Source organism: Paraflavisolibacter caeni (assembly GCF_025628885.1).
Classification (GTDB): Bacteria; Bacteroidota; Bacteroidia; order Chitinophagales; family Chitinophagaceae; genus Flavisolibacter; species Flavisolibacter caeni.
Genome location: NZ_JAOTIF010000034.1, coordinates 26,608 through 51,393, shown reverse-complemented (window position 1 = coordinate 51,393; position 24,786 = coordinate 26,608). Strand labels below are relative to the sequence as shown.

The 24,786-nt window shown below is 39.1% G+C and carries 21 protein-coding genes; 12 read left to right on the top strand and 9 right to left on the bottom strand.

Translation table 11 applies throughout. From position 1 onward, the window contains the following. Positions 1-88: 88 nt before the first annotated feature. The 10 genes from OCK74_RS25320 (at position 89) to OCK74_RS25275 (ending at position 10,298) form a co-directional block, all read left to right on the top strand. On the top strand, positions 89-289 hold the full coding sequence (locus OCK74_RS25320) for a hypothetical protein (RefSeq protein WP_279299906.1): 201 nt from the start codon (positions 89-91) through the stop codon (positions 287-289). A 306-nt stretch (positions 290-595) separates the two neighbouring features. Next, complete coding sequence (locus OCK74_RS25315) at positions 596-2,269, top strand: DEAD/DEAH box helicase (protein WP_279299905.1); 1,674 nt, start codon at positions 596-598, stop codon at positions 2,267-2,269. Positions 2,270-2,492: 223 nt separating this feature from the next. Beyond that, on the top strand, positions 2,493-3,323 hold the full coding sequence (locus OCK74_RS25310) for a prephenate dehydratase (protein WP_279299904.1): 831 nt from the start codon (positions 2,493-2,495) through the stop codon (positions 3,321-3,323). 55 nt (positions 3,324-3,378) lie between these two features. After that, positions 3,379-4,539, top strand: coding sequence for a pyridoxal phosphate-dependent aminotransferase (locus OCK74_RS25305; RefSeq protein WP_279299903.1), 1,161 nt, complete (start codon positions 3,379-3,381; stop codon positions 4,537-4,539). Then, a complete protein-coding gene (locus OCK74_RS25300; RefSeq protein WP_279299920.1) occupies positions 4,506-5,447 on the top strand; it encodes a prephenate dehydrogenase in 942 nt (313 codons plus the stop codon). Before OCK74_RS25305 ends, OCK74_RS25300 begins: the two co-directional genes overlap by 34 nt. Positions 5,448-5,543: 96 nt before the next feature. Beyond that, on the top strand, positions 5,544-6,632 hold the full coding sequence (locus OCK74_RS25295) for a chorismate mutase (protein WP_279299902.1): 1,089 nt from the start codon (positions 5,544-5,546) through the stop codon (positions 6,630-6,632). Positions 6,633-6,634: 2 nt separating this feature from the next. Next, the gene (gene aroB, locus OCK74_RS25290) at positions 6,635-7,645 is read left to right on the top strand and encodes a 3-dehydroquinate synthase (RefSeq protein WP_279299901.1); all 1,011 of its coding nucleotides are present in this window, start codon (positions 6,635-6,637) and stop codon (positions 7,643-7,645) included. 54 nt (positions 7,646-7,699) lie between these two features. Further along, a complete protein-coding gene (gene aroA, locus OCK74_RS25285) occupies positions 7,700-8,974 on the top strand; it encodes a 3-phosphoshikimate 1-carboxyvinyltransferase (protein WP_279299900.1) in 1,275 nt (424 codons plus the stop codon). A gap of 1 nt (position 8,975) precedes the next feature. Then, positions 8,976-9,971 carry a chorismate synthase gene (locus OCK74_RS25280; RefSeq protein ID WP_279299899.1) on the top strand — a complete coding sequence of 332 codons (996 nt, stop codon included), beginning with the start codon at positions 8,976-8,978 and terminating at the stop codon, positions 9,969-9,971. A 30-nt stretch (positions 9,972-10,001) separates the two neighbouring features. Beyond that, positions 10,002-10,298, top strand: coding sequence for a thiamine-binding protein (locus OCK74_RS25275; RefSeq protein ID WP_279299898.1), 297 nt, complete (start codon positions 10,002-10,004; stop codon positions 10,296-10,298). A gap of 110 nt (positions 10,299-10,408) precedes the next feature. On the opposite strand, the gene clpB is transcribed toward OCK74_RS25275, so the two are convergent. Next, positions 10,409-13,033 (bottom strand): ATP-dependent chaperone ClpB, encoded by a 2,625-nt coding sequence (clpB, locus tag OCK74_RS25270; protein ID WP_279299897.1) that lies wholly within the window; start codon positions 13,031-13,033, stop codon positions 10,409-10,411. Positions 13,034-13,101: 68 nt separating this feature from the next. On the opposite strand from clpB, the gene OCK74_RS25265 reads away from it, so the two are divergent. After that, positions 13,102-14,157: a serine hydrolase domain-containing protein gene (locus OCK74_RS25265; RefSeq protein WP_279299896.1), complete on the top strand. Its 1,056-nt coding sequence runs from the start codon at positions 13,102-13,104 to the stop codon at positions 14,155-14,157. Between the two features lie 31 nt (positions 14,158-14,188). Here OCK74_RS25265 and OCK74_RS25260 read toward each other — a convergent pair whose 3' ends face one another. Both OCK74_RS25260 and OCK74_RS25255 read right to left on the bottom strand, forming a co-directional pair. After that, positions 14,189-16,114, bottom strand: coding sequence for a DUF3857 domain-containing protein (locus OCK74_RS25260; protein WP_279299895.1), 1,926 nt, complete (start codon positions 16,112-16,114; stop codon positions 14,189-14,191). Positions 16,115-16,146: 32 nt separating this feature from the next. Beyond that, complete coding sequence (locus OCK74_RS25255; RefSeq protein ID WP_279299894.1) at positions 16,147-18,150, bottom strand: transglutaminase family protein; 2,004 nt, start codon at positions 18,148-18,150, stop codon at positions 16,147-16,149. 171 nt (positions 18,151-18,321) lie between these two features. On the opposite strand from OCK74_RS25255, the gene queG reads away from it, so the two are divergent. After that, positions 18,322-19,278: a tRNA epoxyqueuosine(34) reductase QueG gene (queG, locus tag OCK74_RS25250; RefSeq protein ID WP_279299893.1), complete on the top strand. Its 957-nt coding sequence runs from the start codon at positions 18,322-18,324 to the stop codon at positions 19,276-19,278. Here queG and OCK74_RS25245 read toward each other — a convergent pair. The 6 genes from OCK74_RS25245 to OCK74_RS25220 all read right to left on the bottom strand — a co-directional run bounded on the left by OCK74_RS25245 (position 19,275) and on the right by OCK74_RS25220 (position 24,749). Then, positions 19,275-19,829 (bottom strand): hypothetical protein, encoded by a 555-nt coding sequence (locus OCK74_RS25245; protein WP_279299892.1) that lies wholly within the window; start codon positions 19,827-19,829, stop codon positions 19,275-19,277. The genes queG and OCK74_RS25245 overlap by 4 nt on opposite strands. 10 nt (positions 19,830-19,839) lie before the next feature. Further along, positions 19,840-21,099 carry an LVIVD repeat-containing protein gene (locus tag OCK74_RS25240; RefSeq protein WP_279299891.1) on the bottom strand — a complete coding sequence of 420 codons (1,260 nt, stop codon included), beginning with the start codon at positions 21,097-21,099 and terminating at the stop codon, positions 19,840-19,842. Positions 21,100-21,154: 55 nt separating this feature from the next. Further along, complete coding sequence (locus OCK74_RS25235) at positions 21,155-22,498, bottom strand: outer membrane beta-barrel protein (protein ID WP_279299890.1); 1,344 nt, start codon at positions 22,496-22,498, stop codon at positions 21,155-21,157. Next, positions 22,479-23,039, bottom strand: coding sequence for an RNA polymerase sigma factor (locus tag OCK74_RS25230; protein ID WP_279299889.1), 561 nt, complete (start codon positions 23,037-23,039; stop codon positions 22,479-22,481). The genes OCK74_RS25235 and OCK74_RS25230 overlap by 20 nt, the downstream gene beginning before the upstream one ends. 108 nt (positions 23,040-23,147) lie before the next feature. After that, complete coding sequence (locus tag OCK74_RS25225) at positions 23,148-23,639, bottom strand: SRPBCC family protein (RefSeq protein ID WP_279299888.1); 492 nt, start codon at positions 23,637-23,639, stop codon at positions 23,148-23,150. 3 nt (positions 23,640-23,642) lie between these two features. Further along, on the bottom strand, positions 23,643-24,749 hold the full coding sequence (locus OCK74_RS25220; RefSeq protein WP_279299887.1) for an ABC transporter permease: 1,107 nt from the start codon (positions 24,747-24,749) through the stop codon (positions 23,643-23,645). Positions 24,750-24,786 lie beyond the last annotated feature (37 nt).

Below are 24,786 nucleotides of genomic sequence, written 5' to 3'. Positions count from 1 at the left end.
TTCATCAATTAAGTGAAAGTAGTTACAATTAAAAAACTGAACAATAAGTTCTTTATAAAATCAAACAATCACACTTAAACAAAACAAAATGAAAAAGTTATTTGCAATTTTCGCTATCACTGGTGCTTTAGTAGCTTGTAACAACTCTTCTGAATCAACTGAAACTAATGATACTACAGTATCTACTTCAGATACAACTACAGTAGTAACTACAGATACAGCTCAGGTTGTTACTGATACTACAGTAAAAGTTGATACAACTATCAAAACTGATACTCTGAAAAAATAAGAGTTGAAAGTGCAAGCGCTATATTGTTAAGATTTTGAATTTTTTACATATGGCAAGCATTCGTTAGTAGCCCCCTCCAAAAAGGGGGTTTTTTTTCAGTGTTTCATTTGCTTGCTACTCCCTTTTTCTTGTATTATGTATCAGTATTGAAAATGCTGATACATAATACAATCTTAAATTGAATTGTTTTTTATAGTACAAATTCTGAATAGAGTTTTCTATACATAAACACCTCTCATTTAAATAGTATCCTTCCTTCTTGTATATCATTTCCATTATACATACTACTTTTGCACAAATATTTATATGAACACTTTTAGTGAGCTTGGATTAAATGAACAACTGCTTAAAGCAGTAGATGAACTGGGATTCATACAACCAACACCAATACAACTTCAAGCTATTCCGGTCTTATTATCCGGAACAAAAGACCTGATTGGGCTTGCCCAGACAGGTACAGGAAAAACAGCTGCTTATGGGCTGCCTTTGCTTCAATTAGTTGATGAGAAGCAGAAACACCCCCAAGCTTTAATCGTTTGTCCAACCCGCGAACTGTGCATGCAGATCGTAAATGAAATCACTCTCTTTAAGAAGTTTTCTCATGGCATACATGTAACTGCTGTTTATGGCGGTGCTTCTATTATAATGCAGATAAAAGATATTAAAAGAGGCGTACAGATTGTGGTAGCTACCCCTGGCCGTTTGATTGATTTGATTGAGCGTAAGGCAATTAACCTGGACCAAATTAAATATGTTGTGCTGGATGAAGCCGACGAAATGTTGAACATGGGCTTCCAGGAAGACATCGAATTTATATTGAAAAACACGCCCAAGCGTGATAGCACATGGCTTTTTAGCGCTACCATGCCTGCAGAAATCAGGAATGTAAGCAAGCGCTACATGCAACAACCCAAGGAAATTACAGTGGGTAAGATGAATACTGCCAATGTTAATATTGATCATCAATACTTTACGACAACTGCCTTCCATCGTTATGAAGCACTTAAGCGTTTGATTGACTTTAATCCTGGCATGTATGGAATTATTTTTACACGCACTAAAGCGGATGCCCAGGAGATTTCAGAAAAACTGACCAGGGAAGGCTATGATATTGAAGCTTTGCATGGAGATCTTACCCAGGCACAACGTAATAAAGTGATGAGTGGTTTTCGTGATAAAACCTTGCAATTACTCATTGCTACTGATGTGGCTGCCCGTGGTATTGACGTGCAAGGAATTACGCATGTTATCAATTATGAACTTCCCGATGACATTGAAGTATACACGCACCGGAGCGGTCGTACCGGACGTGCCGGCAAGACTGGGGTTTGCATGTCTATTGTACACGCCCGCGAGGTAGGTAGAATCAGGCAGATAGAAAGAATGGTCCAGGCACCATTTCATAAACTGGAGATTCCTTCCGGAAAAGATGTTTGCAGAAAGCAGTTTTACTACTTTATTGATAAACTGCTGCAAGCTGACATTAGCCACGGCGATTATGAGACCTATATGCCGATGCTCCAGGAAAAGTTCAATGACATGAGCAAAGAAGAGATCATGAAAAGGGTAGCTGCCATGGAGTTTGATCGTTTCCTGAAGTATTATGAAAACTCAGAAGATTTGAATGTTCGTGAGCGAGGCCGGGAAAGAGGTGTTGAAAGGCAGGAGTCTCATGCGGGCAGGAAAAGAGAAGGCAAAAAAGAGTTTGGCGGAAATGGTAATTATACAAGATTGTTTGTAAATCTTGGAACAAAAGACGGTTTTTACAAAGCCAGTTTCCTGCAATTTATCCTTGACCTGAGTGACCTTAGAAAGGATGTTTTAGGACGCATCGATATGAAAGAAATGAATAGCTGGATTGAAGTTGATAAAAATTCAGCCAATCAAATGATCCGGGCTATTGATGGTAAAAAGTATAAAGGCCGGCGGATCAGGATGAACGAGGCGGATTCGTTTGTTCGTAAAAAAACTAATGATTAATTTTTTTATTTGAATCATTTGGCTATTTTTGCGCCACGATGAAAACAACAAGAGCATATTATTACTTTTATTTTTACTTCTTTAGCGAGAAGCCGGGATGCTTTTGTTGAAACTGAACATAAAATGAATGAAGTCAACATAAAGAGTCCCGGCCAAAAGCCGGGATTTGTTGTTTTTAGGCATTAGGATTTTAGTACCATAATTAAAAAGAAAATATATACGTATGGCTGTCAGGGTTTCAATTCAAGGTTTTGAAGGAAGTTTCCACCAGGTAGCAGCCCGTCAATTTTTTGGTAAAGGTGTTGAAGTCATTACATGTGCGACTTTTCGTGAAGTGGTAAAAATTGCCGGTAACAAAAAAGAAAGTGATGGCGGTGTCATGGCCATCGAGAATTCGATTGCAGGGAGTATTTTACCTAATTACAACCTGCTGCAAAAAAGTAATTTAAAAGTTACTGGAGAGATTTATCTTCAAATCAAGCAGAATTTACTGGTTAACAGAGGCGTAAAACTTGAGGATATTAAAGAAGTTCATTCCCACCCTATGGCATTGCAGCAGTGCCTTGATTACCTGGATAAATACAACTGGAAGCTGGTTGAAACTGAAGATACAGCCCTTAGCGCCAAACATATCCATCAAAAAAGAAGCACACATATCGCTGCTGTGGCAAGCAAGCTGGCCGCTGAATTATTTGACCTGGATGTAATTGCTCCCAATATTCATACTATGAAGAACAATTACACCCGCTTTTTGATATTGCAAAGAGAAGACGCTATTCAGGAAATTGATGAACCCAACAAGGCGTCTGTGAATTTTCATACAGATCATTCACGTGGAAGTTTGGCAAAGGTGTTAACGAAGATTGCAGAAAGTGGTATTAATCTAAGCAAGTTGCAAAGCTTTCCAATTCCAGGTAGCGACTGGAAATATAGTTTTCATGCAGATATGGAATTTGATTCCCTCAGTCAATTTGAGAGAGCAATGGATAAAATAAAACCGTTAACAGAGGAATTAAAGGTTTACGGTGTCTATAAAAAAGGAAAGACTGTTTAACCACGGATTCAGAAGAAGATAACAGATTAATTACTCATCACTCATTACTTAATTTATGATTTCTACTTCAAAAAGACTGGATGGTATTGGTGAATATTATTTTTCTCAAAAGCTGAAAGAAATAGAAGAGCTCAATAAGCAAGGTGCAGCTGTTATTAATTTAGGTATTGGCAGCCCTGACTTGCCACCTCATCCTGAAGTGATCCAGGTGCTGCAATCAGAATCTGCAAAGCAAAATGTACATGGTTATCAGAGTTATAAGGGAGCTGAAGCCTTAAGAAAAGCATTCAGTACATGGTATAAAGAATGGTATGGAGTAGACCTGAACCCTGCAACAGAAATTCTACCCTTGATCGGATCTAAAGAAGGTATCATGCATATATGCATGACATATTTGAATGAAGGAGATGAGGTCTTGATTCCTAATCCTGGTTATCCTACTTACAGGAGTGCTGTTCAATTGGCAGGCGGTAAATGTGTTGCCTATGAATTGAAAGAGGAGCAAAACTGGCTTATCGACTTTGATCAGCTTGAAAAACAGGATTTAAGTAAAGTGAAACTGATGTGGGTGAACTATCCACAAATGCCTACAGGTCAACTTCCTACTCGAGAAATGTTCCAAAACCTGGTGGCCTTCGGCAAAAAGCACAATATTTTAATTTGTCATGATAATCCTTACAGCTTCATTCTGAATGATCATCCAATGAGTTTGCTCAGTATTGAAGGTGCCAAAGACGTGGTGCTGGAGTTAAACTCATTAAGCAAATCACAAAATATGGCTGGTTGGAGAGTTGGTGTATTATGTGGTGCAAAAGAACGGATTGATGAGGTATTGCGTTTTAAAAGTAATATGGACAGTGGTATGTTCCTTCCTCTTCAATTGGCAGCGGCAAAAGCATTAAATCTAGATAAAAGCTGGTATGATAGTGTAAATGAAGTATACAAAAGCAGGAGGACAAAGGCTTATGAACTGCTTGATTTATTGAAATGTACTTATTCTAAAGACCAGGCTGGTATGTTTATTTGGGCAAGAATACCGGAAGGTTACAAAAGTGGGTTTGAGTTGAGTGATGAAGTGTTGTACAAAGCAAAAGTATTCATTACCCCTGGAGGAATATTTGGCTCAGCAGGTGATGGTTTCATACGTGTAAGTCTATGCAGCCCTATAGAAAAAATTGAACAATCGATTCAACGAATCATAGAAGTAAGAGATTAAACTTAAAAACTCATCGCAAAATGAAAACTGTTGCAATCGTTGGTGTCGGTTTGATCGGAGGTTCCTTGGCTTTAGCATTAAAAGAAAAGAACCTGGCTCAAACCATCATTGGAGTTGATCAAAATCCTGATCACCAGCAAAAAGCCCTGGAGTTGAATTTAGTAGATGAGATAGCAGACCTTTGCGATGCCATAAAGAGGTCAGATTTGATTGTTTTGGCTACACCAGTTAATGCTGTAAAGCGATTATTACCTGAAGTCCTGGACCAGGTAGATCAACAGGTTGTTATTGATGTTGGTTCTACTAAGGAAGGTATCCTGGAGGTGATCAAAGATCATCTCAAAAGAGGACGCTTTGTTGCAACACATCCAATGTGGGGAACGGAATACAGCGGACCAGAAGCAGCCGTAAAAAATGCTTTCGTTCAAAAAGCAACAGTTATTTGCAATCAGGAAGATAGTGACGCAGATGCGCTGAAGTTGGTTGAAAGCATTTATAAGGAACTGGGTATGCACCTGGTTTATATGAATGGACAGGCACATGATGTTCATGTTGCTTATGTGAGCCATATTTCGCACATAACTTCTTTCGCCTTAGCAAATACCGTGTTGGAAAAGGAAAAAGAAGAAGATACGATCTTTGAACTGGCAAGCGGAGGTTTTGAGAGCACTGTACGTTTGGCGAAAAGTAATCCGGCAACCTGGGCGTCTATATTTATGCAAAACAGGGAGAATGTACTGGATGTATTGAATGAACATATCAGCCAATTGAGAAAGTTCAAGTCGTGTCTTGAGAAAGAGAACTATGAGTATTTAGAGGAGCTCATGGTGAATGCCAATAAGATCAAAAAAGTTCTGAATCCAGATCTGGCAAAACAGAAGAGGGTAGAAGAAAAGTCTAAAATATAATATTTAAAATGTTGAATGTAGAATGCAAAGAGAAGATGCTAATCACAATTGACCATTCGTCATTCACGATTTAACCACCGAAATAAAAGCAAAACAATGCAAGCAGAAACAACAACTATGGAAAACAAAGTACAGGCGGCATGGAATAAAAGACCGCTGATTATTTCAGGCCCATGCAGTGCCGAAACAGAGGAACAGGTTGTAGAAACCGCCCAACGCCTGGCTCAAACAGGTAAAGTAGACGTATTACGCTCCGGTATCTGGAAACCACGTACTCGTCCTGGCAGCTTTGAAGGTATTGGGACCAAAGGCTTACCATGGTTGCAACATGCAAGAAAAGTTACCGGCCTGTTAACTGCCGTAGAAGTAGCAACTGCTAAACAAGTAGAAGATGCCCTGCATTTCGATGTAGACATTCTTTGGGTAGGTGCCCGCACTACAGTAAACCCGTTCAGTGTTCAGGAAATTGCTGATGCATTACGTGGTGTTAAGGTTCCGGTATTGATCAAAAACCCTATCAACCCAGACCTGGAATTATGGATTGGCGCTGTAGAGCGTATTGCTAAAGCTGGTATAAATGACATTGGTTTAATTCACCGTGGTTTTTCTTCCTATGGAAATACTGAATACCGCAACGCTCCAATGTGGCATTTGGCGATTGAAATGAAGCGTCGCAATCCTGAATTGCTGATGATCAATGATCCTTCTCACATTTGTGGCCGCAGGGATATTTTACAGGAAGTAGCCCAAAAAGCGATTGACCTTGATTTTGATGGATTGATCATTGAAAGTCATATTGACCCTGATAATGCATGGAGCGATGCCAAGCAACAAATCACTCCAGAGCGTTTAGGTGAAATGCTTAACAGCATTATTTGGAGAAGAGAAGATATTCCTTCTGAAGAATATCATGCAGCTTTGGATAAATTGCGTGCTCAGATCAATCACCTCGATGATGAATTAATGCAAATCCTGGGACAAAGGATGAAAGTGGCCGAGAAAATTGGTCAATATAAAAAAGACAACAACATTACCATCTTGCAAACAGCCCGTTGGAATGAGATCTTAGACAGAGCCTTCAAGAAAGGAGAGAAGATGGGTTTGAGCAAAGAGTTTATTACGAAATATTTTGATGCAGTGCACCTGGAAAGTATTAATCACCAAACCAAAGTGTTTAATTCTTAAGGATGCAGACAAAAAAGTTTGATTTCAGCCGCCAAAGTGTACAGTATTATTTTGATGCGTCCTTTAGCGATCTCAAAAGCATTGCGCCACAGGCTAAGACAATTGTCATTACTGATGAACATCTGTTTGCTGCTCATGCAAAAAAGTTCAAAGGTTGGAAGACAATTGTTTTAAAGCCAGGTGAACAATTTAAGACTCAGGCTACTGTCGATTCGGTAATTGAACAATTAATAAACCTTGGTGCAGACAGGCAAACCATGCTTGTTGGTGTAGGCGGGGGTGTTATCACCGATTTGACAGGATATATAGGTTCCATATTTTTAAGAGGCGTTGCCTTTGGATTTGTTCCTACCAGTTTGCTTGCAATGGTTGATGCATCCATTGGTGGTAAAAACGGAATTGATGTTGGTGTATATAAAAATATGGTGGGCACCATTAATCAGCCGCGTTTCTTACTTTATGATGCAGGCCTGCTGAAATCTTTACCTGAAACAGAGTGGCGCAACGGCTTTGCTGAAATCATAAAACATGCAGCAATTAAAGATGCTGCCATGTTCAAACAATTGGAAAGTGCCTCTTTGAAACGCTTCCAGAAAAACAAACCAGATGTACAGGCTTTGATCAAGCGTAATGCCCTGATCAAGACTAAAGTGGTTCTTAATGATGAATTTGAGAAGAATGAAAGGAGGCTGTTGAATTTTGGTCATACCCTGGCACATGCCATAGAAACTCAATATGGCCTTACTCATGGCGAAGCTGTTGCAATTGGAATGGTGTTCGCTTCCGGTCTTTCTGAGGAGTTGTTGGGTTTTAGGCATCACAATCGTTTGACGAAGGTAATAGAGCAGTACTCTTTACCAACTGAATTGAGCTTTGACAGACAGAAAGTTTTTGATGTGCTACGTAGTGATAAGAAGAAAGAGGCGGATTTCATGAACTTTATTTTACTTGAAAAGATTGGAAAAGCCATCATTCAGAAAATTCCTTTAAATACTTTGTTTAATTACCTATAGTGAATAGTGAATGGTCAATTCACCATTCACTATTCACCATTTTAATCTTCTTACATGAAAGCGGTTCTGGTTCCCTCACAACTAAAAGGTAGTATTACAGCCCCAGCATCCAAAAGCGCGATGCAGCGAGCGTGTGCTGCAGCGTTGATTCGTAAAGGTGAAACGGTTTTACTCAATCCCGGAATTTCTAACGACGATAAAGCTGCTTTGAATATCATTCAACAGCTGGGTGCAAAGGTTACTGTTCAGGATGATAAAGTAATCATCAGAAGCAATGGAGTACAGCCTGTTTATAATGTCATTGATTGCCATGAAAGTGGTTTGTCTATAAGAATGTTTACTTCCATAGCTGCATTGAGCGATCAGGTAATTACTGTTAAAGGCTCCGGTAGCTTGTCAAAAAGACCAATGAACTTTTTCGATGATGTGCTTCCGCAACTAGGTGTTAGTTGTAACAGCAAGGGCGGTTATTTGCCTATTGAAATCCAGGGGCCCTTACAGCCAAAAGATATAACTGTGGATGGCTCGTTGTCTTCACAATATTTAACGGGTTTATTGTTTGCTTATGCTGCAGCTGACGCAAAAGGGGTAAGTATAAAAGTTACCAACCTGAACAGTCGTCCTTATGTCGACTTAACATTACAGGTATTGAAGTCATTTGGCTTGAAAGTGCCTCAGAATAATAATTACGAGGAGTTTTATTTTGATGAAGCCATAGTAACTAATGATCAACCATCTATCACCTATGCTGTTGAAGGCGACTGGAGCAATGCTGCGTTCTTATTAACCGGTGCTGCTATTGCCGGAGATATACAGTTGAAGGGTATGGATATGAATTCTGTACAGGGTGATAAAGCTATTTTTGATGTGTTGCTGAAAGCAAATGCACATATGAAATCTGAGAACGGAGTTATTTCTGTTAAACAGTCTGAACTTAAAGCATTTGAATTTGATGCAACTGACTGTCCAGACTTGTTTCCTCCCCTGGTAGCGCTTGCGTCACACAGTAAAGGAATTTCCAGGATCAAAGGCGTACACCGGTTAACTCATAAAGAGAGCAACCGTGCAGCCACCTTGCAGGAAGAGTTTACCAAGTTGAATATTCCTGTTTCATTTGAAGATGATGAAATGATTATTGAAGGCAAGACTTTAAAGGCAGCAGAAGTTTCTTCGCATAATGATCACCGTATAGCCATGGCAACAGCCGTTGCCGGTTTGAAATCCGAAGGCGAAATGGTAATCACCGGGGCTGAGGCGGTAAATAAATCTTATCCCCAGTTCTGGAGCAATATTAAACAATTAGGCGCTCAACTTTCTATAATCGATTAACATGAACTCTTTTGGACGCATTTTTCGAGTAAGCATATTTGGTGAATCGCATGGCCCGGCAGTAGGTATTGTAATAGACGGTTGTCCTTCTGGTGTTGCACTGACAGCAGATGATTTTACAACAGATATTGAACGCCGCAAGGGTGGTACGCAAAAGGGTACCACACCCCGTCAGGAAACTGATGCACCTATTTTTCAAACAGGAATTTTCCGCGACAAAACTACCGGCGCACCGCTGACAATTATGTTTGAAAATAAAAATACCCGTTCTTCAGATTACGAGAAACAAAGATCCTTTCCACGTCCTGGCCATGCGGACTTTGTAGCTAGCAAAAAGTTTGGTAGCAATGAAGACTTTCGTGGCGGAGGTCACTTCAGTGGGCGCCTAACTGTTTGCATTGTTGCTGCCGGTGTGGTAGCAAAAAAGGTTTTGAAGAACATTTCTGTGACTGCTAAAATCCTTGAAATAGGAGGTGAGCAAGACCTGGAAAAGGGATTACAAAAAGCAATTGATGCCAAGGATTCTGTGGGTGGAATTGTGGAGTGTACAGTTACCGGTTTACCTATTGGATTGGGAGAACCATTTTTTGATTCGGTTGAATCATTGATAAGTCACGCAGCTTTTTCAATTCCTGCTGTAAAAGGAATTGAATTTGGTGCTGGTTTTCAGGCAGCTAAGATGTTTGGCGTTGATCACAATGATGCGATCATTGATGCTAACGGAAGAACTGCAACAAACAATGCCGGCGGCGTTGTAGGTGGAATCTCAAATGGCAATGACCTGGTTTTTCGTGTTGCCATCAAGCCTACTTCCTCCACGCCTAAAGAGCAGGAGTCATTGAACTGGGAAACCGGTGAAGTTGAAAAGTTTTCTATTAAGGGCAGACATGATCTTTGCATAGCATTGCGGGTTCCACCAGTACTCGAGGCCGTTACTGCAATGGTATTAGCAGATCTTATGCTTTTGGAGAATAAAATTTCACGAGTAGCTGGTTGATATTTTCTGACTTTAAATACTCTATAAATTATGCACGATTTCATCATCAATGCATCTATACAAATTGTTCCTATTGTTCAGGACAGGCATCCTTATGAATGGGTGGATGAGGCTATTGCTATTATTCAGCAATCTGGAATTATATATGAAGTAGGCCCATTTTCAACTGTATTGGAAGGAAGATATGATGAAGTGATGAGAGTCATTGGAGATGTAAATGAACATTTATACCGAAAGGGCTGTGCAGAATGGATCAGCAACCTGCAGATACAAATACGGAGTGAAGGAGATATTACCGGAAGCGAGAAGACTAAGAAGTTTTCTTAAGTTAAGATAACCATACTTTTATATTGTTTCATCTGGTATCCTGCAATAAGCTTCAAAATAAAAAAGCCTGGCAAACCTGCCAGGCTTTCTCCTATCACCTGTTATTTCATTTACACCGTATGAGGTTCTTCCACATCATTTCTGAACACTACAACATTTCCAAACACATCTACCAGTACAGGATGTGATTTATCAATTTCGCCACTTAATATCTTCTTACTTAGAGCATTGACAATTTCTTTCTGGATCATTCGTTTTAGTGGTCTTGCTCCATATTGCGGGTCAAATCCATTCTCAGCCAGATAATCAAGCAAATAATCAGAAAATCTTAATTCGATACCACTGTTTTCTGTAACCAGCTTTTTCAGGTTGTTCAACTGGATACGTATAATGCCTTTGATCTCGTTCTTCATCAATGGTTGGAACAGAATGATCTCATCAACACGGTTCAAAAATTCAGGTCTGATGTTTTGGCGTAACACATTCATGACTTCAGCCTTTGTTTTCTCTACAACTTCTTCCTTGTTACGTTCAGTCACATCTTCAAAGTTTGCCTGTATAATATCACTGCCCATATTGCTTGTCATAATGATGATGGTATTTTTAAAGTTCACCACCCGTCCTTTATTGTCAGTCAGACGGCCATCATCCAAAACCTGGAGTAGTACATTCCAGACATCCGGATGCGCTTTTTCTATTTCATCTAGCAATACCACCTGATAAGGTTTTCGGCGTACAGCTTCAGAAAGCTGTCCACCTTCTTCATAACCAATATATCCGGGAGGTGCACCTACTAAGCGGCTCACAGTATGCTTTTCCTGGTATTCACTCATATCAATCCTGGTCATCATACTTTCATCATCAAATAGGTATTCTGCCAGTGCTTTTGCCAGTTCCGTTTTACCAACACCCGTCGTACCCAGGAAGATAAAAGATCCAATAGGACGTTTCGGGTCATTTAGCCCGGCACGGCTTCTGCGAATAGCATCAGAGATGGCTTGAATAGCCTCATCCTGGCCTACCACTCGATTATGTAATTCATCTTCAAGGTGCAACAACTTATCCCTTTCGCTCTGCAGCATCTTACTTACAGGTATACCAGTAGATTTAGCTACACTTTCTGCAATGTCTTCTGCATCCACTTCTTCCTTCATCAAGCGACGGCTATTCTTGCTTAAATCATTTAACTGATCTTGCAGATCGTTGATCTTCTCTTCCTGTTCTTTTATCCTGCCATACCTTATCTCAGCTACCTTCCCATAATTTCCTTCACGTTCTGCTTGTTCTGCCTGTTGTTTCAGGTTCTCTATTTCTGCTTTTGCGTTCTGTATTTGTTCTACAAGGTCTTTCTCTTCCTTCCATTTAGCTTTCAATGTATCGCGTTCAACAGCCAGGTTGGCTAGGGTAGTATTAAGATCTTTTAATTTTTCTTCATCGTTTTCCCGCTTGATAGCTTCACGTTCGATTTCTAACTGCCGAATCCTTCTTTCCAGTTCATCCAGTTCCTCTGGCATGGAGTTCATCTCTAAGCGAAGCTTGGCAGCACTTTCATCAATTAAGTCAATAGCCTTATCGGGCAGGAAGCGCTCCGTAATATAGCGATGTGATAATTCGACAGCAGCAATAATGGCTTCATCTTTAATGCGTACGTGGTGATGCGTTTCATAACGGTCTTTCAAGCCTCGTAAGATCGAAATAGCATCTTCCACGCTTGGCTCTTCCACCATTACTTTTTGGAAGCGACGTTCAAGAGCTTTGTCTTTTTCAAAGTATTTCTGGTATTCATTCAAAGTGGTCGCACCTATTGCTCGCAGTTCGCCACGTGCCAAAGCAGGCTTAAGGATATTAGCTGCATCCATAGCACCTTCACCACCACCAGCGCCAACTAATGTATGAATCTCATCTATAAATAGGATAATCTCTCCTTCGCTAGTAGACACTTCTTTAATCACACCTTTCAATCGTTCTTCAAACTCGCCTTTGTATTTGGCACCAGCTATTAACTGTCCCATATCAAGAGCGAATATTGTTTTTGATTTCAGGTTTTCAGGCACATCACCATTTACAATTCGGTGTGCCAGGCCTTCTGCTATTGCTGTTTTACCAACACCCGGTTCACCTACCAGGATAGGGTTATTTTTAGACCGGCGTGAAAGAATATGTAAGGTTCTGCGAATTTCTTCATCACGGCCAATCACGGGGTCTAGTTTACCCTGACGGGCCATTTCATTCAAGTTCTTCGCGTATTTATTCAAAGAGTTGAATTGTGTTTCTTGGGTTTGCGATGTTACTGTTGAGCCTTTGCGCAATTCTTTAATTGCAGCTGTCAGCCCTTTCTCTGTCAGACCAAAATCTTTCAACAATTTAGCTGTGTTGTCATTACCTTGTACAATTGCTAACAGTATGTGTTCAGGAGTAATGAATTCATCATTAAAGGCCTTCAAAGAGGCTCCTGCCCGTAAAATGACGTTATTGGTATCTCGGCCTACACTTTGCGCAGGTTCACCTCCCTGAATTTTTGGCAATCGATCCATTTGTTGGTTCAATTGGTTTTCCAATTGATTAATATTTACAGCGTTTTTCTTCAATAAATATTCAACAGGAGAATCCTGTTGTTCCAACAATGCCTTAAGCAGGTGCTCAGTTTCGATATTACTGTTCTGGTGATTGTAGGCAATTTGTTGCGCCCCCTGAATAACTTCAGCAGCTTTTATGGTAAAATTGGATAAGTTCATACAATTGATTTATTTTAAGTGCGTTGATCAATTATCAAACCACAATCCACTTCAAAATTACCGCAAGTATGTCACAAAAAAACTATTTCAACTGCCTGAAATTCAGTGCTCTAGCATTTTTTCTGTTATTTTTTCAGGTTTGCTTTGCTCAATCCGGATTCAATGAGCTGGGCGAAATTGTTGAACAGAAACAAAAACAACTCAAGCAGGACGTTGTTTTGCTGGTGGCTAATAAGGATACAATAATATACCATAAAGATTCCAAGATGTTTAGCGCTACAAGAGGGCAGGCACCTATCGGTTATAGCAGCCAGTGGCTAACGGCAGCAGTGGTTTTAAAAGCCGTAGATGAAGGTAAAATTAGGCTGGACGATAAAGTGACAATGTATATTCCGGTTTTTGGTTCTTATATGAAAAGTTATCTCACCATCAGGCAATGTCTAGCACATCTTTCCGGTATTCAGGCTGAGCAACCTAAGGCCTTAAAGCTCTTCGAAAAAAAGAAATTTGCATCTCTGGAAGAAGAAGTGGGTGAATATGCTAAAAAGCATATCCAGAACAACCCTGGGGAAGTTTTCCGTTATAATAATATGGGGGCATGCATAGCCGCAAGGATTATAGAGATCGTGTATAAGAAGAACTTTGATATGACAGCCCAGCAAAAACTTTTTCGCCCTTTGGGCATGCGCCAGACCACATTTTCAACCATGGACGGTTCAACTGTTGATCCTTCTGAAGGGGCTCGTTCATCAGCAAATGATATGATCAGATTTATGACGATGCTGCTGAATAATGGTGTTTATAAGGGTCAAAGAATATTGAGTGAGGAATCTGTAAAGGAATTGAGGAGGATCAATGCATCTTCAGAATTGATCAAACAGGCTCCGGATATGGTGAAAGGTTATGAATATGCTTTGGGTTCTTGGGCTGTTGAGGAAAATAGCGCTTCCGAAGCTTCTGTTTTAGCTGCTCCAAGCTTGGGGGGAACATTCCCCCTGATTGATTTTTGTCGGGGTTATGCATTTATTTACATGCAGAAGGAGTTAATAGAAGAAGAGCGCGCGATCACTGGATTGGAAATAAAGGGAGTGCTGGATGGAAAGTTTAACAGCAAGTGTAAATAAATACTATGGGGATAGCAAACCTCCAACCCGTTTAGGGGGTGGAGGTGCTATTCTTCACTAACACTACCTTACTTCTATCGGCCTTATAGATTGCTTCATAGTAATTGGCTAATTCTGCTGCATCTTTTGATGGAAATCTCCCCGAATATTGTTCCCGGGTACGTATGTAATAAAGCTTGTTTCCATTCAATTTGATACTACTGCTGTAAGATCCAAACTTTGTTTTTAATGCAACAGGCTGAGGTGCTGCTTCCAATTCATAGCCTTGAGGAACTTCTATTTCTATCGTATCGACATCCTTGTACTCATAACCAAAAACAAAATCCAAGGTCCTTTCTTCCTCTGTATTTAGCCTTGTGGTGCTTTTATTGAGCAAGTTGGGAGAAATGAATAATCGTTTCCCACTAATAGTAGCAAACTTGCTGACAAACAAATCAAGTTGCTCGTCTATCTGTGGTAATTCGTCTTTCTTTTCCTGGTATTTGAAATCTACAATATCATAAGTTGAAAGGTTCAACTCCTCATTCAGTACCTTTTTTACTTTATCTTTTGAAAGATAAGCCAGCATTTCGTGCAGATCGTCCTGCTGTTGTGCTTTGAATGATGTGTTTATTTTAGTCGTAAAATTTCCTTCTGCATCAATTATACCTTTAATAGCACGTATTTGAGTATTTTCTTTAATGCCATACCTTGGAGTTTCAACCAGTATACCTCCTTTTTCGTCAATTAATAAGGCTTTTCGGTTGCCTGTAAACCCACCCATATATCCTGCTGATTTTGACTGGCTGGTACATTCCAGCCACATTGTATCTTTTTGAAGAGGTACACAAAGAATAACGTGGTTAAACTGGTTAGAAGGAAATGCATCCATTAGGTATTTATCATCACTATCATCACCGGCATTGATTAATGTATAGTACGAGGGTATACCAGCTGCTTTTAAAAGGCTATACATATAGTTAGATAAAGCTTTACAATCACCATAGCCTTTCTTGCCAACAAATGATGCATCAAAAGGCTGCCATCCACCAATGCCTAGCTGAATACTGATATAACGGGTACTCTGCTGCATAAATTGGTACAAGGCTTTTACTTTTTCTTTATTACTGGAAATGCCTGCTGTAATTTGTTGCACTTTTTGGTTCACTTCGTCAGGCAGCTGGTCCCTGTCTTTTTTCAAGGAATAAATGAATTTACCAAATTCCAACCAACTGTTCATATTGCCCTTGTACCCTTCCACTTCAAAATCTGTAGGTGCCAAATAGATAGCAGGTGTGATTTCATTCCACATTGGTGCAGCAAAAGGGCTTTTTATTGCTGGAATTCCCTTAACCTGCCATGTTGTTTTTTTCTTATTCTTTTCAGTGACGACCACTGGCTCCTCTTTATAATTGAAAGACTTGTATCGTATTTTATAGTCTGCTGGCGTTATAACAGTAAAGCTGCTGTTCTCTACTGAAAGTTGTTCGTATTCCTGCGGTATCCATTTGGGGAAATAAAAGGTGTGGTTAAATCTTGTAGTTACTTCATATTCTATTGTATAGGGATATGCTTTGTAGTAAAAACTATGTACTTTAACCCTGTTGTCATCCATCAGGCTGCTGTTATCTACGCCACTCAAATCCATGACATCCTTATTCTTTACTTTTTTCAGAAGTTGGCCTGAAGCATCGTATAAATTACCTTCTATGGAACGAACCTCATGGAGCTTGTCATACCATTCGGTCAGTGTTGCATGCCTGTCTCCATTCTCATTTAATATGGTCAAAACATATTTATAATGTAAAAGGGACTCCCCAGAGTTGACCACTTCAATTTGGATATCTTCTGCTCTCTTAACAATATTAGCATTTTTCAGTAAGTGCTCTGGAATGAATTTTACTGCATATGGACTTTCTCCTGCTTGAGCAATTAAGTTCAAGCAAAGGGTAGTTGCAAAGATGAAAAACAATCTCATGATTTCTTAAATATTTAAACTAAAGCAGCCTTTTATTTCTTTTTTTTGAATACTATTTGCTCGCTTTGCTTGCTTACAATAAGGTTAAAAAACTCGCGGAGCAAATCATACTCTTCGGGATTGAAGTTGGCGCGACTTATTTTAATTCTTGATCGTAAAGAGACCGTCCCTTGAGATTCGGAAAGCAGGTATTCAAACATACCTTCTCCTGCCTCATTCAGCTTAACCCTTACAGGTTTGGGCAATTCATCAATTAAATAACCTTTGGGCGTTTCTATGGTAACAACAATGACTTCGTCGAAAGTATAAGGCATTTCTACAGGATAAATACGGTCTGCAGACTTGAATGGATTTTCCCTGGTTGCTTCCGCAAACATGGGATTGAAGTAAATAATATCTTCATCATTGCTATTTACTTTAAAGGAATAGCGTATGCCTATAGGATTCTCATATTTTTCTAACGAGTCAAAAACAGGTGTTTCCATGACGATGTCCTGGCTATATGATTTTCGCATATCCTTAACCAGTTCTTCAATGCCTTTTGACTTTATTTTTTCGCGTATATTATAGGACTCATAATATCCTAATGTCTGATTCATTCCTCCCACCCAGTTTCCTTTTTCATCATTTGTCAGAATAATTGAGGTGAGTTTGGATTCTTTCAGGGAATCCGCGGAAAATTCAATAGCATAAGGAGTCAATTCATTGACCAGTCTTCCGGTTCCGTTATAACAATCGATTGGTAATTTGCCAAAGCCCAACCTTGAATAGCTTGCATCCAGGTTTACCTTTTTTCCTTCGATCTCAGCCTCGCAAACTACATAATTGTATTGCCTAATAAGTGGATACATGGCATATGCATAGCCATTTTCTCTTGTACTAAGCATTATCGGATTTGCTTGAATACCAGCGTAGCGTAGCATAGCCGTAAGTAGGAGATTAATTTCTGAAACAGACCCCTTTTTATTCTTAAAAACATTTTTTAAAGTTTGTTTTGTATATAATGCACTGTGGTCTGTACAAATAATGTTCTCTTTCAGGTAATTATAAATTTTTCTTGCTTTTTCCAGTTCTGTCGTTGCTCCACTAATGATTGCTTTCATTTCATCAGCAAGCCAGTTGTTTGCAGCCGTTAGGGATTTGCCAAAATCCTCGTCTGTCATTAGTTCTTTAATGACATCTGGCCAGGTCTTCATGATCTGTTTGGGAGTAAGTGGCTGCCTGAATTCTGAAAGTTGAAATTCAATAGATGCTATATGGTTATCAATTGTAGAAGTATAGCTTTCTTCTTTCAATTCTGCTACATCTTTTATGACCCATCTGTGATCAACAACTCCGGAAGAGAAAGTGTAGCGCTCACTTGCATGGGCGCCTCCATCATCTACAATATGAAACATTGAGTTCCTTTCTTTAGCTGTTTCAATATAATAGGGGAGGTAACCTTTCTTTAAAAAAACGTATCCAAGGAAATTGGGTAAGGCCAGGTTGTATTCGCTCCACAATCTTGGAAGTTTGCCCTGGAATTCCCACGAGCGCAGAAAAGTAAGAAAGTCGGATTTTATAGTATACTCATATTCTATTATAGAGCCTTCCTTAACATTTGGAAAAGTAAATTTTTTAAGAGTATAGTTCTTATCCAGTTTGTCTGTAAAAATGCTCGACTTTTCCAGCTTTGATTCAACAATTTTTCCATTTTCCAGGTTATAGGTAACAGCCTTAATGGAGCTTAACTCTTCTTCTCCACCTCCACTTTTATATAGAGGAATTTCTATATCTGCATACGAATAGGCCCCTTTCTTAAGTATATGTACACGACGCTGCCGGGTATAAATGAGAGAAAACCATCCTTTATTATTGCCTTCAATTGACGACTTGCCAATATCTGCAATCACAACAGCATTGGCACTGCTATCAATAGCGTAAGCTGTCTTTTGAAGGTCTTCAACATTGATTTTACCAAATTTAAAAACAGGATCTTTTTGGGAAAAAGAGAAAATAGATAGGCATAGCAGGAGGGAAGTCAGGATTATTCTCATAGAGTCGGTTTTGATGTCGCAAAAGTCTTAAATTTTGCCAATAGCTAAAAAAAATTTTTATAAATGCTATTGCCATGTGTTCTGTCGTAGGGAAAATCTACATTTTTCGTTTTGAATGTTACCAAATATTAACGTTTAAAACGATCTATTCATATCAACTTTGCAACTGGGATGAATCAGGCCACAACCTATAGTATGATGATCAAGCAATTGGCAGGCGCACATGGCTTTGACTTCTGTGGCATTGCCAAAGCACAGCCATTGGACGAAGATGCGCGACGTCTTGAAAACTGGCTGAAACAGGGAATGCATGGGAGTATGAAGTATATGGAAAACTATTTTGATCTCCGTGTCGACCCGACAAAGCTTGTTCCCGGAGCCAGGTCGGTGATTACATTGATGAAGAATTACTTTCCTGGTGAAAATACCCTAACTCCTGATACTGGAGCCTCTGGTTCAAAGGAGATCAAAATTTCTAAATATGCTTTGGGAAAAGATTACCATGAAATCATCAGGGCTAAGTTGAAAGAAATGATTTGTGCGCTACAGGAAAAAATTGGCGAATTCAATGGTCGTGGTTTTGTTGATTCTGCTCCTGTGTTGGAGCGGACCTGGGCTCAACGTAGTGGTTTAGGTTGGATTGGCCGCAATGGCAACTTAATTACAAAACAAAGTGGCTCTTTCTTTTTTATTGCCACCTTGATAGTTGATATTGATTTAGCTTACGATGATCCTTTTGCGAAAGATTTTTGTGGTAGTTGCCAGAAATGTATTGAGGCTTGTCCTACCAATGCAATCCTTCCGGGCAAAGTAATCAATGGCAGCAAGTGCATTTCTTATTTTACCATAGAACTGAAAGATGAAGTCATACCAGTAGAAATGAAAGGAAAATTTCAGAACTGGATGTTTGGTTGTGATATCTGTCAGGATGTTTGTCCCTGGAACCGTTTCAGTAAACCGCACCAGGAGCCGGAATTTTCTCCCATACCCGAAATACTGAACTTTACGACAAAAGATTGGGAGGCACTCAGTGAAGAAGCCTTTAAGAAAATATTTAAGCGAAGCCCTATAAGTCGTGCTAAATTGAAGGGCGTACAGAGAAACTTAAAGTTTATTCAAAGCTCTTAGAATTGCCATCCAGCCTTTATTGAGATACGGCGGAAGCGATAGTCCATAATATTTTTATTGTTTCCACCGTCGTAAACGCCGGAATAAATTAAATAAAAGTCATTATACCTTTCTTCTCGTAACCTTTTCTCTGAATAACCAAGGCTAAAAACAAAAGAGCCTAATTTATGAACAGGTAATTGATAACCAAGTCCAAGATCAAAATAACTACCTTTTTTGTATTCTTCCTTATACCATACACTCTCACCATCTTGCTTCTCCCAGGGGAAGCTGAATCCTGCATCTGCATATACGAAAGGAGATTTTTCGTTCTTTAGAATTTTTCTTCGGATATCAATAAAAACCGGTACAGTTCTCTGATGATAATAATCCAAGCCCGCACCTACACCTGCAAACCAATAATTCCTGGTAAATCCATTGATCGTTTGCAATTGAAAAGACGTACCTTTTTCTCCTTCAACGATACCGAGCTGGTTTATCGAATGGAAAGAATATTGTGCCGCAGCAGAAATATATAGCAGGATGCTTGAGATTAGGAAAATCTTTCTCATAAACAATTGTTTAATGTTGAATAGTAATTCTGCTGATCTGTTTGATATTATTGCGATCAGAATAATCAAACTGGTACAAACCATCGTTTGCAACTACGATTGCTAAATTGTTTAAAGCAATTACATCATAGGTTTCCAACCCACTAATGGTCTTTATTATTTTTAAATTATTTACATCAGACGCATCATACACTTTAAGCCCATCTTTCCCATCACAAATAAAGAGAAGCTGATCATCCTTTGCCAGGCCGTGAGGATTAGTCATGGCATAAGTTTTCAGCAAAGAAGGCTGAGTGATCTGTGAAATGTCCAAAACTTCCAGTTGGTTAGTAAAGCCCTGGCAGGCTGTACCAGAACGCAGTGTCACATAAGCATAATTTTCATCGGCAATTACAGGATCACAACTGCGTACATGGCTAAATTGACTTACTAAAGCCGGATTGGCTGCATCGTTGATGTTGTAAATAAACATACCGTTGCTTGAGCCAATAAACAACTTGTCCTGGAAAGGAAATATAGTTTCAATATTCCAACCAATTTGTTTGATATTGGCTAATTGGGGATCATATGGTATATTGATGTTAAATGCTGAAAGTTGTGAGTAGGATACACTATACAAGTGATCACTGGCAATAGCAAAACGAGCCATGGATCCGCCAACACCAGTAGGATTTTTTACATAAAACTGGGCGCCGGAAGCAGTGTTAAAGGCGTCGATGGCAGCCCGGCCATACCAATTACTTGCTGTGCTGCAATCTACTACAGTGTCCTTTTGTTTATAATCCACAATCACCATTATGGAATCTGGATTAGTCGATGTGCTCCAATAATAACCTCCCCTGTCTGTAAATACCTTATTCAGAAATTTCACAGGAAAAACATTTGTCGGCTTGCTGATGTCGAATACAACAAGGTCAGAATAATTGTCTGCATAGAGATAGCTTCCTTTTACTGCAATGTCCACATTACCAGGTACTTTAATAAAACTGATGTTCTTTGGTGAAGCAGGATTGCTGTTATCAATAATATGAATGCCTTTGTTGAGCTCATTCCAGAAAATAAAATTGCCACGAATGTAAATTTTACCCGGACGCTCTATCGCCTGAGGCTGACCGCTTTTCATATCGGCCCGCACTTGAGTAAGTGTTTTATAAACAGGCGAATATATGGTATATGTGTTGCTACATTGATCTTTTAAGCATCCGGAAAAGATCAATAAGGTCAAAAATGAAAATGAGAAATAAACTGCGAAAGAAAAACGCTTTCTCATGGTTGTTATTTTAACCAATTGACAAATGGTTAATGAAAAGCGTTGCTCCTTCCGTTTATTTTTTTAAAAAGAACTGTGTGGAAATACCTGCAAAATAAAGGTGCTGATTATTGTTTTTATTCTTTGATAAATTGGTTATTCCATATTGGAATTGTGGTCCAACGGCAAATGAAAAAGCCTTTTGGCTTCTGAATAGATAGCTAAAGCCAGTGAACAAATGCACTCCTGTTTTGGCCAGCATTTCTTTGTCTTCAACATAAACACCTGCATATTTATTGTAAAACAAAGCATTACTTGAAAGCAATTGCTCTAGTTTTATGCCTGCCTGTATATAAAGCGGCAGGGATTTCACCACCTTATATTCTGCACTTATCGGAAGTTGGATAAAATGGTATTGATTTGTATAATCCTGTTTGTTTTCATCATTACGATAAAAAGCTAAAGTTTGTAATACACTGGCATTTGTACGGCTAATAGTAGTGTCTCTGTATATTAAACTGCCTACCTCGATGGTATTGCTATAATATGCATAATGCAGACCGCTTACTACTGCCAATCGGTTGTTAATCTTTCTTTTTACATCAAATCCTGTGGAAAAACCAACACCTGCTTTAAGTGTTGAAGGCGGTAGAATGGGTGTATTCCCGGTGTTGCCTCCTGCGGACATACTGGGTGAAGCATCAAAATAAATTTCTGCTGATCCAATATTTCCAAAGCCTTCACTGATGCCAGAAATACCAACTTGTGCAGAATATAAAAACTGCCATTTACTTTGATTGAGCGTTTTGGCTTCTTTACTTTTATCTTTCACCTGAACGTGTATTGCTCTTTCGTTAAGAGACCTTGCATTGGCAATACTATCAGCATTGAATTCAAAATTAACTGGATAAATAACGGGGCGTGCATCTCTTTCATCCAACCCGGATCCATTATTAGTAATTTCATTTGGCAAAGAAAGATCGATAATATCTGGCGCTTTAGCCTTTTGATGGATAAGTGGTTTTTTACTTTCTCTGCTGGTCTTTGTATTTTGCAAATTGCCAATTTTACTTTCTGTAAAATGTTCAGTTTGTTCTCCTCTGTTCGAGTTATTATTGATGTTGGCAGGTCTAGCCGGAACTTGTATTGCGATTCCTGGATTTGATAAGGGTTGTTGATTTACTTCTTTCAGCTTAGTAGCTTGTAGGGGTTCATTCCAACGAGATAACCCATTTTCAGCAATCAGCCACCAACCCAACCCTGTCGCTATCATAAGTGGGAGCAACCAGAAAATAAGACGCCTTTTCTCTTTCTTCTTTTTTATTTGTTCTTCTACTTTTTCCCATACCGGTGCGGAAGGAACAAAAGAAAGGTCATCCATCTTTTCTCGAACCTGCTTTTCAAAATTTTGTTCTTGCATACGCATCAGATTTAGGGTTTTCTTTTTCTATCCAGGAGATCAGTAATGCACGGGCCCGGGCATATTGAGAACGCGAGGTTCCTTCATGTATGCCAAGAATTTGACCTATTTCAACATGGGTATAGCCTTCCACTGCATGCATATTAAATATGGTTTGATAGCCCGTTGGTAATTGTCTTATCAATTGTGCCAGCTCTTTTGAGTTTATTCTTATTTCAGGATTGTCATAGCTTACCGGGTGCAGGCTTTCTTCGGAAAATAACAATTCGCTTTGATAGCGTATATTCTTTTTCAGATAATTAATCGCAGTTGTTACCATTATCCGGCGAATCCAACCTCCCAATTCACCTTCAAATTTGTATTGGTGTAGGCCTTTGAATACTTTAATAAAACCTTCCTGCAACACATCTTCAGCATCCACAAGCGATTTTGTATAGCGATAACATACACCTAACATAGTAGGCGCAAAATGATCGTATAGCTGTCGTTGGGCAACAGACTTTTCTTTTAGACAATCTTTTACCAGCCGGAGATAATCCATTTTATACTAAATCATCGCTTCATTGACAAAGAATGTTTTAAAAGCGTTGCAGCAACCATTAAAATTTTTAGATTGGTTTTTCTGATTGCGCATATCAAAGCTTCATTATTATTTCATTTGTGCATGTTCTTTCAGGTTATTCAATCCTTTTTCCATCATTTTTCCATACGTGCCTTCATAGAATAAGGAACTGAATTTTTGCCATGGGTACCAGGATAATTTAAAATCCATATACCACTGTAACGTCTCAGGTGTAGTCGATGTGGAATGGTTATGGCGATAAAGCTTCCAGCCATTGATTATAGGACTCTTGCCTTCAGGTTGCAGTTCAACAATAACAACCGAATCATTTTGTGTGATCTTTTTCCAGGAAGTGTGTTGAATCCATGAATTATATATAGAGTCATTGGTTGGTTCATAAGCCGGATGCCAGAGTGGCCATTTTTCCTTATCGCCAACTAGTGCCAAAACGTTGTCTCCATCAGAAGTAAGATCGATAGCTTTAGAAATTCTTACCTGTGATGGGATTAATAAGGAGATCAGAGTTATGACTCCAAACAAAAAAAAGAAGCTGATTATAGCCAGTTTTATTAAACGCATGATTTATTCCCATTTAAATGTTTTGATAGCAACACTATAAACCAGGATCCCCCAGCCCAATAATACAAATATCTGAAGCCAGCAATCCGTTAAATGGGCTCCTTCAAATGCTATTAGGCGCATGGCATCATTAAAATAGGTGAGTGGCATGGACCGGCTTATAGGTTGCAGCCAACCAGGAAAAACATCAATAGGAAAGAATGTTCCGGCAAGCAGAAACTGTGGCAGGGTGACAATATTGGCTAATAATGGAATCAGACTTTCCGTTTTGGCAACACCTGAGATAATAAAGCCAAAACCCATAAACACCAAAAGAGCAAGTAAACATAAGATCATGATTTCTACAAATGTGATCCATCCATTTACTAATGTAAAATGAAAAGCAAAGTAGCCTATTGCAATGATAACGATTGCTGTTATCAGTTGAAAAAATACGCGGCTGATGCCTTCGCCCAATAAAATATATCCTCTTTTGATAGGGGTAGCATAAAAACGCTTTAGTACCAATTGCTGGCGGAGGCTGAAAAATAGAAAGGCAACACCAAAAATGCTGGCACTTAAAAGAGAAAATCCCAGTTGACCAGGTAATATGAAATCAATTGTGCGGTATTCTCGCACATTTTTTATCTCAGGAACAATATGTGCAAAAGTGTGCTGGTCTTTGTATCTGACTTTGTCAATCTTATTGATGATATTTTCCAGGAGCGGCAGAAAAGTCATATACTTATCTGCACTCGCAGAAGTTGATTTGAAAATTATTGAATATTCAAAGTTACTGTCTGACCTGGTGGCTTTTTGAACCTTCAAAATGCCTGTGATCCTTCCTTTGGTCAAATCTGAATGAATTTCATCAATGTTCCTGTTGTCTAAAAACTTTACGTTCTTTAAACTTTTTAATGAATCAACAAATGAATTGGCAGTGTCGCTATTTTTATCTAAAACAATTCGATAGGAAGTACCTCCCTTGCTTCCAATAAAGCCAAAAACCAGTATAAAAACCAATGGAAAAAAAATACTGAACACGACTGTTGTTGGACTGCGAAGTAAGGCTCTTAAGCTGGCTTTTGTAATAGCGAGCATTGCGGATACCTGATTGAACCGTTGTGACATTCGTTTTATTTGCGCGGCAAAAGTATGTTTTAAGACT